Source organism: Streptomyces sp. a15 (assembly GCF_059026085.1).
Map to the genome: position 1 here is coordinate 342,114 of NZ_JBWLKM010000002.1, position 10,728 is coordinate 352,841.

The window sequence follows — 10,728 nt, forward strand, 5'->3', positions numbered from 1 at the left end:
CTACCGGCGTTTGTGAGGGGTGCCGACCACTAGGAGGGGCGGGCCATGGCCTTCACGAAGGCCCGCTCCACGTCCGCCGCGGACAGCACGCCGTAGATCTCGCCGGTCTCCTCGACCACCAGGTACTCGGTGGCGGGGGTGGCGCGCAGGGCGTCCAGGAGGTCCTCGCCGGCCAGCTCCGCGGAGACGCGCATGCCGTCGGTGAGGTCCTGGGCGAGGCCGCTGACGGCGACCCAGGGGCGGCGGTGTTCCGGTACGCCCACGATGGCGGCCTCGCGGACGAGGGAGATGGGCTGGCCGTCGGCGTCGACGACGACCAGGGCGCGGGCGCCGGCGGCGTTGGCGCGGCGCAGGGCCTCGGAGAGCGGGGTGTCCGTCTCGACCGGGACGGCGCGGCGGGTGAGGTTGCGGGCGCGCAGCTCGGGCAGGTGCTCGCGCAGGCGGGCCATGCGCAGGCTGTTGCCGGCCCCGGTCCAGATGATCGCGGCGAGGATCGCGGCCAGCAGGGCGTCCATGACCGTGTCCATGCCGACGTTGTCCTCGGCATTGGAGCCGAGCACCCCGGACTGGGTGAGCAACGGCAGGCCGATCAGGACGGAGACGGCGAGGGCGCGGCCGACCCAGGCGGCGGCGATGGTGCCGGTCATCGGCCTGCCGGTGATCTTCCAGACGACCGCACGGAGCATCCGGCCACCGTCGAGGGGCAGGCCGGGCAGGAGGTTGAAGGCGGCCACGATCAGGTTGGAGATCATCAGGCCGGCCAGCAGGACGCCGGGGACCGTGCCGGGCTCGACGGGCTGCAGGGCGAGGTAGAAGAGGCCGGAGAGAACCAGGGAGAGGAGCGGGCCGACGAAGGCCAGCCAGAACTCCCGGCCCGGGGTCTCGGCCTCCTTCTCGATCTCGGAGACGCCTCCGAAGAACTGGAGCTGGATGCGGCGGACGGGCAGCTTGAAGCGCAGGGCCGCGACCGTGTGGGCCAGTTCGTGGACGAGGACGGAGGCGTAGAAGGCGACCGCGAAGAAGAGGGAGACCAGGTAGCGGGCGGCGCCGAGCTCCGGCAGCACGCGGTCGAGCTGGCCGCCGAACACCCAGGTGATCAGGGCGGCGACGAGGAACCAGCTGGGCGCGACGTACACCGGCACCCCGAACGGCCGCCCCATCAGCAGCCCGCCGCCGGGTCCGGGTTCCCGGGGACGCTTGGGCGGACGGCCCTTGGCGAGACCGGAGTGCGCGAGGGTGCGGTCGCCGGCGGGGGTTTCGGCGTGGGGGTGGTCGTCGGGGGCGGGTGGGGAGACCGGGGCAGGTGTTGTGGAGGCCGGGGCAGGTGTGGAGGTGGGGGTGGGCTGGTGGTCGCGATCGGGGCTGGTCTGCGGGTTCTGCCCCTGCTCTGCGGAGCCGTGCGTTTCTGAGCCGTGGGTTTCTGAGCCGTGGGTTTCGGTCCCCTTGGCTTCGGTGCCGTGCGTTTCGGTGCCCTTGGCTTCGGTGCCCTTGGCTTCGGTGCCGTGCTCCGCGGGCCCGTTCCCCTCGCGGCCCGTGACTTCGCGACCCGGGGCTTCGCGACCCGTGCCGTCGTCGCCCGTGGCGCCGTCCCCGGTGCTGTCGTCGGCTGGAAGATCCAACCGGCGTACGACCATGGTCGGTTCGTCGGTCGGGGTGGCCTCGTCGGGATGTGCGGGGTCGGGGGCCGGGGTCGCAGGTGCTGCGTGGTGCTCGGCCGATTCGTCGTTGCCGGGCCGCGGCTGCCCGCTACCGCCGCTCTCGTCCACGGTGTCCCCTCGTTCGAAGCGTCTCCCGCGCCTGCCGGACGGGAGGGTCTCGGGTCGATGGTATGCGTCCGTCGCGACGCGTTCGCCCCGGCACCCCCTGTGTTTCCTCCGTCGGCGCAGGGCCACGACCGTGACTGGGTCACTGTCAGTGGCGGGCCGTATGGTCTGTGGTCATGGAGACGAGCACCGAGGGCGTCATGGAGGCCACCGGCGGCGACACCGCAGAGGTGGAGCAGCCGGTCACGACCGAGCCGACGGCGGCGACAACGGCAGTGGACACCGTGGCCACCACGGCCACGACGGCCACGACGGCCATAGCCGCGTCCACGGCCGTGGCGCCGGCCTCCCTGTCCCCCTCCCGTGCCGGTGACTTCATGCAGTGCCCGCTGCTGTACCGGTTCCGGGTGATCGACCGGCTGCCCGAGAAGCCGAGCGAGGCGGCGACCAGGGGCACGCTGGTGCACGCGGTCCTGGAGCGGCTGTTCGACGCCCCGGCGGCGGAGCGGACCGCTCCCCGTGCCAAGTCGCTCATCCCGGGCCAGTGGGACCGGCTCAGGGAGACCCGGCCCGAGGTCGTCGAGCTGTTCGCCGACGATCCGGACGGCGAGCGGCTGGCGCGCTGGCTCGGCGAGGCGGAGCGGCTGGTGGAGCGCTGGTTCACGCTGGAGGACCCGACCCGGCTCGAACCCGCCGAGCGCGAACTGTTCATCGAGGCCCGACTGGACTCCGGGCTGAAGCTGCGCGGGATCATCGACCGGGTCGACGTGGCGCCCACCGGTGAGGTGCGGATCGTCGACTACAAGACGGGCAAGGCGCCCCGGCCGGAGTACGCCGAGGGTGCTCTCTTCCAGATGAAGTTCTACGCCCTGGTGGTGTGGCGCCTGAAGAACGTGATCCCACGCCGGCTCCAGCTCGTCTACCTCGGCAGCGGTGACGTCCTGACGTACGACCCGGTCCTCGCCGACCTGGAGCGCGTCGAGCGCAAGCTGCACGCCCTGTGGGAGGCGATCCGGGAGGCCACGGAATCGGGCGACTGGCGGCCCCGCCCCACCAAGCTGTGCGGCTGGTGCGACCACCAGGCCCACTGCCCGGAGTTCGGCGGCACTCCCCCGCCCTATCCGTTGCCGGTGAGGGCGCCGGAGTCCGGGGACCCGGCGCAGGGCAGAATGGGGCCGGACTAGCGAAGGAGACTTACGTGGCCATCCGCGTCCTACTGGTCGACGACCAGCCGCTGCTGCGCACCGGCTTCCGGATGATTTTGGAGGCCGAGCAGGATCTCGCGGTCGTCGGCGAGGCCGGAGACGGCCTCCAGGCTCTCGACCAGGTGCGGGCACTGCAGCCCGATGTGGTTCTGATGGACATCCGCATGCCGCGGATGGACGGTGTGGAGGCGACCCGGCAGATCACCGGGCCCGGTCGGGACGGACCGGCCAAGGTGCTCGTGCTGACCACGTTCGATCTCGACGAGTATGTGGTGGAGGCGCTGCGCGCGGGAGCCAGCGGGTTCCTGCTCAAGGACGCCCCGGCCAACGAGCTGGTCCAGGCGATCCGGGTGGTGGCCGCGGGCGAGGCGATGCTCGCGCCGAGCATCACGCGCCGGCTCCTCGACAAGTACGCCACGCATCTGCCGTCCGGCGAGGAACCGGTGCCGGACACGCTGCACACCCTCACCGAGCGCGAGGTGGAGGTGCTGAAGCTGGTGGCGCGCGGGCTGTCCAACGCGGAAATCGCCGCCGACCTCTTCGTCAGCGAGACCACCGTCAAGACGCACGTCGGTCATGTCCTGACCAAGCTGGGGCTGCGTGACCGCGTGCAGGCGGCGGTGTACGCGTACGAGAGCGGGCTGGTGCGCCCCGGCGCGCAGTAAGCAGTCGTACGACGCCGAGGGCGCCCCCCGCACACAAGCAGGGGGCGCCCTCGGCGTCGTACGACATGGCTCAGGCCTTGCTGAGCTCCCAGAACCGGAACACGGTCGAGGCGTCGAGGCAGTACTCCAGGCCGTAGACGTCCTCGCGGGTGACGGCGTACTGCTTGGCCTGCCAGACGGGCAGGATCGGGAGTTCGTCGGCGACGATGTCCTGGAGCTTGCCGTAGGCGTCGTCGGTCGCCCCGCGGTCGCTCTGGGCGGCGGTCTGCGGGATGAGCGTGCCGGTGATGGTGTTGTTGGCGTAGTTGTTGCTCAGCACGTTGCCCTTGCCGAAGAAGGGGGCCGTGAAGTTGTCGGCGTCCGGGTAGTCGGGCACCCAGCCCTTGACGTAGACGCCGTACTTGCCGTCGGCGATGTCCTGCTCGTACTGGTCGAAGGCCACGGACTGCACATCGGCGTCGAACAGGCCGCTGGCGTTGAGCTGTTCGGCGATCGCCTTCAACTCGTCGTCGGTGGCGGGACCGTAGCGAGACGGGGTCGACCAGAGGGTCAGCTTCACCTTCCCGGTGATGCCGTCCGCCTGCAGGGCGGCGGCCGCCTTGGCCTTGGAGGGGCGGGCGCCGTAGGTGTCGAAGTAGGCCGTGTTGTGGCCGGAGATGCCCGCCGGGATGATCGAGTACAGCGGGGTGGCCGTGCCCTGGTAGACGTCCTCGATGAGGGCGTCGCGGTCGAGCAGGTGGGCGATGGCCTTGCGGACGCCGAGCTGTCCGGCGACCGGGTCGTCCATGTTGAAGACCAGGTGCTGGACCTCGGCACTGCTGCCCTCGACGATCTCGACGCCGGAGCTGTCGTCGGCCTGCTCGATGTCGGCCACGTCGCTCGCGGACAGGCCTCGGTAGGCGATGTCGACCTTGTTGTCGAGCAGGGACTTCTTCAGTGCGGCCTGGTCGCCGTGGAAGAACTTCAGCGTCACGCCGGTGTTCTGCACGTCGGCGGTGCCCTTGTAGTTCTCGTTGACCGAGAAGACGGCCTCGTTCTCGCCGAAGGAGTCCAGCTTGTACGGCCCGGAGCCGACCGCTTCGCCGTCCTCGCGCAGCCCGTCGGCGTCGTACTGGGTGTGGTCGACGATGGAGCCGGCACCCGAGGCGATCTTGCTGGGGAAGGTGGCGTCGGGCGTGTTGAGGCGGAAGACCACCGTCTTCTCGTCCGGGGTCTCGACCTTCTCCAGCATGGGGAACATGATCGCGGGACCGGCGTCGTCGTTGATCTTCAGCATGCGGTCGAAGGAGAACTTGACGTCCTCGGAGGTGAGCGAGTCACCGTTGCTGAACTTGAGACCGTCCTTCAGCGTGCACTCGTAGACCTGGGTCCGCGTGTCCGTGAAGGAGCACTCCTCGGCGGCCTCCGGCTGCGGTTCCGTGGCGCCCCTGGGGAAGCTCAGCAGCGACTGGAAGACGTTGTTGAACATCAGCCAGGAGCCGGGGTCGTAGCCGGAGGCGGGGTCGGTGGCCAGGACGTCGTCGGACATCCCCATCACCACCGTGGAACCGCTGCCTCCGGAGCCGCCGGACTCCGTTCCACAGCCGGTCAACAGACCGGAGGCCAGCCCCGCCACGATGGGCAGGACCGGCCACTGGTTACGCATGTTCACGTGCAGGTGCCTTGTCGTCGATGTCGGGAACCCGGGGCCACCCTCCCGGGCCCCCGAGTGCGGGCAGTGTCAGCCGCTCACACCACGGCCGAGCTCCCACAGCTGAAGCGTCGAGGAGGAGTTGAGCGCGTACGCGGTTCCCGTGACGTCGTCGCGGGCGGCGACGTACTGCTTGCCCTGCCACAGCGGGAGGACGGGAACGTCGTCGGCGACGATGTCCTGAATGTCCGTCAGGTCGGCCGCCGCGGCCAACCGGTCCGCCTCGCGGCGGGAGTCCGGGATCAGGGTGTTTCGGATCTCGCTGTTCACATACGGCGAGCCGATGGTGTTGTCCTTGTCGAGGAACGGCGCGAGGTAGTTGTCGGCGTCCGGGAAGTCCGGGAACCAGCCCATGCCGTAGACGTCGTACGCGCCCTTCTGCTCGGCGGGACGGAAGGTCTCCCAGGGGGTGCCCTCGATACCGACGTCGAACAGGCCGCTGTCGTTGAGCTGCTTCTGCAGCACCTCGAACTCCTGCTTGGTGGCCGGGCCGTAGTGGTCGGTCGTGTAGTGCAGCGTCAGCTTCACCGGCGTAGTGACGTTGGCCTGGCTCAGCATGGCCTTGGCCTTGGTGATGCTCGGGTCGCCGTACTTGTTGAAGAACGCGTTGGAGTGGCCCGTGATGCTGGCCGGGACCATCGAGTACAGCGGCTCGGCCTGGGAGCCGTAGACCTTGGCGACGAGTTCGCTGCGGTTGATGATCTGGGCCATCGCCTGGCGGACCGCCTTGGACTTCACCGACGGAGCGTCGGTGTCGAAGCCCAGGTAGCGGATCTCCAGGCCGGCCGTCTCCACGATGTCGATGTCGCCGCCGGTGGCGTTGGTGAGCTTGTCGATCTGCTCCGGCGACATGGTGCGGGTCATCACGTTGATGTCGCCCTTTTCGAGCGCGGTGCCCATGGCATCGGCGTCCTCGAAGGAGCGCATGCTGATCTTGTCGTTGTTCACCTTCAGCGTCCCCTTGTAGTTGGGGTTCTTGGTGAACACGGCGTCGACGAGCTCGTCGTTCTTGACCTCGGCCTGCAGGGTGTACGGACCCGAGCCGTCCACGTCGAAGCCGCCGCGCAGCTTGTCCTTCTTGTAGTCGTCGGGGTCGACGATGCCGGCGACGGGGGTCGACAGCTTGAACGGGAAGGTGGCGTCCGCGGTCTTGAGGTGGAAGATGACTTCGTTGTCGCCCTGCGTCTCGACGGTGTCGATGGTGGACAGCAGGGCGAACACACCGCTGTCGGCCTTGATGGCGCGAGCACGGTCGATCGAGAACTTGACGTCCTCGGCCGTGATGGCGTCGCCGTTGGCGAACTTCAGACCGTCACGGAGCTTGCAGGCGTAGCGCTCGTTGCCGGAGTCGGTGAAACCGCAGCTCTGGGCGGCCTCCGGTACGGGGTCGCCCTCGCCCTTGGGCTGGATCATCAGGGTCTGCACGGTCTGGCGCAGGATGTTCCAGGAGCCGACGTCGTAGGCGTACGCCGGATCGAGGGGCGCGGGGGCGTCCTTCGAGACGGTGAACCGGTCCGTGGTGCCGACGACGATCGCGCCGCCGCTGTCACTCCCGCTGTCGGACCCGCCACAGGCAGCGAGCACCGGCGCGAGCAGACCGATCACGGCCGGCAGCACCAAAGTCTTGCGGTTCATGCTCGAGTTTCTCCAGAGCTGTCGAGTCCGTGTACCCGGCATGCATGGGGTGTCGCAGCGGATCACGGGGTAAGCCGATGTTCTCGCTAGGAGATTAGTCCGGACCGGCAGGACAGCTCGCAGCCACCGGAGTTGAGGCCCCATCACGCAGCGAAACCGGCTGCGGACAGACCGAAAACCCAAGGCCGGAAGGATTAGTGCAGGCTTTCATGAATCGGGACACAAGGGCACGCCTCAACCCCTCGACGGAGAGCGGCGACCACATACCCCACCCTCTGTCGACCCCTGCGCGAGTGGGGAAGGTCACATTCCCAACGGTCTGATCCCATGCCGGAATTCAGCCATCCGCCGCGGTCCAATTCCTCTCGCGGAATTCTTACCCTATCGGCGCTGCACGCTGGGTGAACGCCTAGCGCATTTCCGTCATCAGGCCGCGCAGAAATGCCAGGTCCACCTCTTCGAGCGAGGTCACGACGGTGCGCCGGGCGGCCGGGGCGATGGGCGCCACCGAGGGCACCGCCACCACATGGCAGCCCGCGGCCTCCGCCGACGCGACGCCGGTCGAGGTGTCCTCGACGACCGCGCATCTGGCCGGATCCACGCCGAGCCCGGCGGCGGCGAAGAGATACGGATCGGGGTGCGGTTTGGTACGCCCCACCTCGTCACCGGCGACCGTGAGGGCGAAGTACTGGGGCCCCAGCGAGGTGAGCACCCGGTCGATGATGCGCCGGTGCGAGGCGGAGACCAGGGCCGTGGGAATGTCGTGCGCAGCCAGCTCGGCCAGCAGCCGGGTCGCTCCCGGCATCAGCGGCAGGGCACGGTCGATCCGGTCCTCGAAGCCCTGGTTCAGCAGCACGGTGAGCTCCGCGAGGGCGATGTCGGCGCCGGTGGCCTCGATCAGGAACCCCGCGCTGCGGCTCATAGGGCCGCCGACCACGACATGGCGCCAGGAGTCGTCGAGGGCGTGGCCGAGGCCGGCGAAGATCTCGACCTCGACGTCCCACCAGAATCCCTCGGTGTCCACCAGGGTTCCGTCCATGTCGAGGAGCACGGCCTGCAAGGCAGAGCCTTCGGCCGTACGAGTGTCTGGCGCAGGGACCGTACTGGTCATCCGGGCGCACCTCCTTGAGGGACGATCAGGCCGGTTCCCACATGGGGAACCGGCCTGCGATGGACCGACCAGTGTACGACTTATCCGATCAGTGTGCTCGGTGAGACTCGTCTCAGCGTGCGTTGAAGTATTTGGCTTCGGGGTGGTGGATGACGATGGCGTCGGTGGACTGTTCGGGGTGGAGCTGGAATTCCTCGGAGAGGTGGACGCCGATGCGTTCGGGCTGCAGGAGGTCGGCGATCTTGGCGCGGTCTTCGAGGTTGGGGCAGGCGCCGTAGCCGAGCGAGAAGCGGGCGCCGCGGTATTTGAGGGCGAACATGTCTTCCATGGCGTCGGGGTCCTGGCCGGCGAAGCCGAGTTCGGAACGGACGCGGGCGTGCCAGTACTCGGCGAGGGCCTCGGCGAGCTGGACGGACAGGCCGTGCAGTTCGAGGTAGTCGCGGTAGGCGTTGGCCTCGAAGAGTTTCGCGGTCTGTTCGCCGATCTTGGAGCCGACGGTGACGACCTGCAGGCCCACCACGTCGGTCTGGCCGGATTCTTCGGGGCGGAAGAAGTCGGCCAGACACAGCCGCCGGCCGCGGCGCTGGCGGGGGAAGGTGAAGCGGGTGGTCTCGTTGCCCTGCTCGTCCAGCAGGATCAGGTCGTCGTCCTTGGACACGCAGCGGTAGTAGCCGTAGACCACGGCGGCCTCGAGGAGGTTGTCCCGCTGCAGCTGGTCCAGCAGGCCGCGCAGCCGGGGCCGGCCCTCGGTCTCGACGAGTTCGTCGTAGGTGGGTCCGTCGCCGGTGCGGGCCTGCTTCAGTCCCCACTGGCCCTTGAAGAGGGCGCCCTCGTCGAGCCAGGTGGCGTATTCCTTGAGCTGGATGCCCTTGATGACGCGGCTGCCCCAGAACGGCGGGGCGGGGACCGGGTTGTCGACGGCGACGTCGGAGCGGACGGCGCCCTCCTGGGGGCGTTCCTCGACCTCGGCCGCGGCGGTGGCGCGGACGCGGCGTTGTTTGAGTTCGGGCAGCTGGGCGCCGGGCACGCCGCGTTTGACGCCGATCAGGGCGTCCATCAGGCGCAGGCCCTCGAAGGCGTCCCGGGCGTAGCGGACTTCGCCCTGGTAGATGTCGTGCAGGTCCTGCTCGACGTAGGCGCGGGTCAGGGCGGCGCCGCCCAGGATGACCGGGAAGTCGGCGGCCAGGCCGCGCTGGTTGAGCTCCTGGAGGTTCTCCTTCATGATCACCGTGGATTTGACCAGCAGCCCGGACATGCCGATCACATCCGCCCGGTGTTCCTCGGCGGCTTCCAGGATCGCCGAGACGGGCTGCTTGATCCCCAGGTTGACCACGTTGTAGCCGTTGTTGGACAGGATGATGTCGACCAGGTTCTTGCCGATGTCGTGCACGTCGCCGCGCACCGTGGCCAGCACGATGGTGCCCTTGCCGGCCTCGTCGCCCTCGACCTTTTCCATGTGGGGTTCCAGGTAGGCGACCGCGGTCTTCATCACCTCGGCGGACTGCAGCACGAACGGCAGCTGCATCTGCCCCGACCCGAACAGCTCCCCGACCACCTTCATGCCGTCCAGCAGGGTCTCGTTGACGATGTCCAGCGCCGGACGCGTCTGCAGGGCGGCGTCCAGGTCGGCTTCGAGGCCGTTCTTCTCGCCGTCGATGATGCGCCGCTTGAGGCGTTCGTTGAGCGGCAGGGCGGCCAGCTCCTCGGCCCGGCCCGCCTTCAGGGATTTGGTGGTGGCGCCCTCGAACAGGGCCATCAGCTTCTGCAGCGGGTCGTAGCCCTCCGCGCGCCGGTCGTAGATCAGGTCGAGGGCGGTGGTGACTTCTTCGTCGGTGAAGCGGGCGATCGGCAGGATCTTGCTCGCGTGGACGATCGCCGAGTCCAGGCCGGCCTTGACGCACTCGTCCAGGAAGACGGAGTTGAGGAGCATGCGGGCGGCCGGGTTGAGGCCGAAGGAGATGTTCGACAGCCCAAGGGTGGTCTGCACCTGGGGGTGGCGGCGTTTGAGTTCGCGGATCGCCCCGATGGTGGCGATGCCGTCGCCCCGGGATTCCTCCTGGCCGGTGCAGATGGTGAAGGTCAGGGCGTCGATGAGGATGTCGGACTCGTGGATGCCCCAGTTCGTCGTCAGGTCGTCGATGAGGCGTTCGGCGATGGCGACCTTGTGCTCGACGGTGCGGGCCTGGCCCTGTTCGTCGATGGTCAGCGCGATCAGTGCCGCGCCGTGTTCCCGGGCCAGCCGGGTGACCTTGGCGAAGCGGGAGTCGGGGCCGTCGCCGTCCTCGTAGTTGACCGAGTTGATCACCGCGCGCCCGCCGAGTTTCTCCAGTCCGGCCTCCAGGACGTCGACCTCGGTGGAGTCCAGCACGATCGGCAGCGTGGAGGCGGTCGCGAACCGGCCGGCCAGTTCCTCCATGTCCGCGACCCCGTCCCGGCCGACGTAGTCGACGCACAGGTCGAGCATGTGGGCGCCCTCACGGATCTGCTCGCGGGCGATTTCCACACAGTCGTCCCAGCGGCCCTGAAGCATCGCCTCCCGGAACTTCTTCGACCCGTTCGCGTTCGTCCGCTCCCCGATCGCCATATAGGCGGTGTCCTGACGGAACGGAACCGTCTGATACAACGACGCCGCACCCGGCTCCGGACGCGGATCACGCGC

At 68.9% G+C, this 10,728-nt stretch carries 7 protein-coding genes; 2 read left to right on the forward strand and 5 right to left on the reverse strand.

All coding sequences use genetic code 11. The features are described 5' to 3' along the window. Positions 1–29: 29 nt before the first annotated feature. Positions 30–1,766, reverse strand: coding sequence for a site-2 protease family protein (locus tag AC5P09_RS04595; RefSeq protein ID WP_493872552.1), 1,737 nt, complete (start codon positions 1,764–1,766; stop codon positions 30–32). Between the two features lie 173 nt (positions 1,767–1,939). Between AC5P09_RS04595 and AC5P09_RS04600 the strand changes: the two genes are divergently transcribed. Next, complete coding sequence (locus AC5P09_RS04600; RefSeq protein ID WP_493872553.1) at positions 1,940–2,947, forward strand: RecB family exonuclease; 1,008 nt, start codon at positions 1,940–1,942, stop codon at positions 2,945–2,947. Between the two features lie 14 nt (positions 2,948–2,961). Continuing rightward, positions 2,962–3,633: a response regulator gene (locus tag AC5P09_RS04605; RefSeq protein WP_124443643.1), complete on the forward strand. Its 672-nt coding sequence runs from the start codon at positions 2,962–2,964 to the stop codon at positions 3,631–3,633. A 70-nt stretch (positions 3,634–3,703) separates the two neighbouring features. Here the strand turns inward: AC5P09_RS04605 and AC5P09_RS04610 are convergent, their stop codons facing one another. The 4 genes from AC5P09_RS04610 to metH form a co-directional block, all read right to left on the reverse strand. Beyond that, positions 3,704–5,284, reverse strand: a complete 1,581-nt coding sequence (locus tag AC5P09_RS04610; protein ID WP_493872554.1) for an ABC transporter substrate-binding protein — start codon at positions 5,282–5,284, stop codon at positions 3,704–3,706. Positions 5,285–5,353: 69 nt separating this feature from the next. Next, positions 5,354–6,958, reverse strand: coding sequence for an ABC transporter substrate-binding protein (locus AC5P09_RS04615; protein WP_493872555.1), 1,605 nt, complete (start codon positions 6,956–6,958; stop codon positions 5,354–5,356). Between the two features lie 409 nt (positions 6,959–7,367). Beyond that, positions 7,368–8,069, reverse strand: a complete 702-nt coding sequence (locus AC5P09_RS04620; protein WP_493872556.1) for an HAD family hydrolase — start codon at positions 8,067–8,069, stop codon at positions 7,368–7,370. 112 nt (positions 8,070–8,181) lie between these two features. Then, a partial coding sequence (gene metH, locus AC5P09_RS04625) for a methionine synthase (protein WP_493872557.1) occupies positions 8,182–10,728 on the reverse strand: 2,547 nt, incomplete at its 5' end.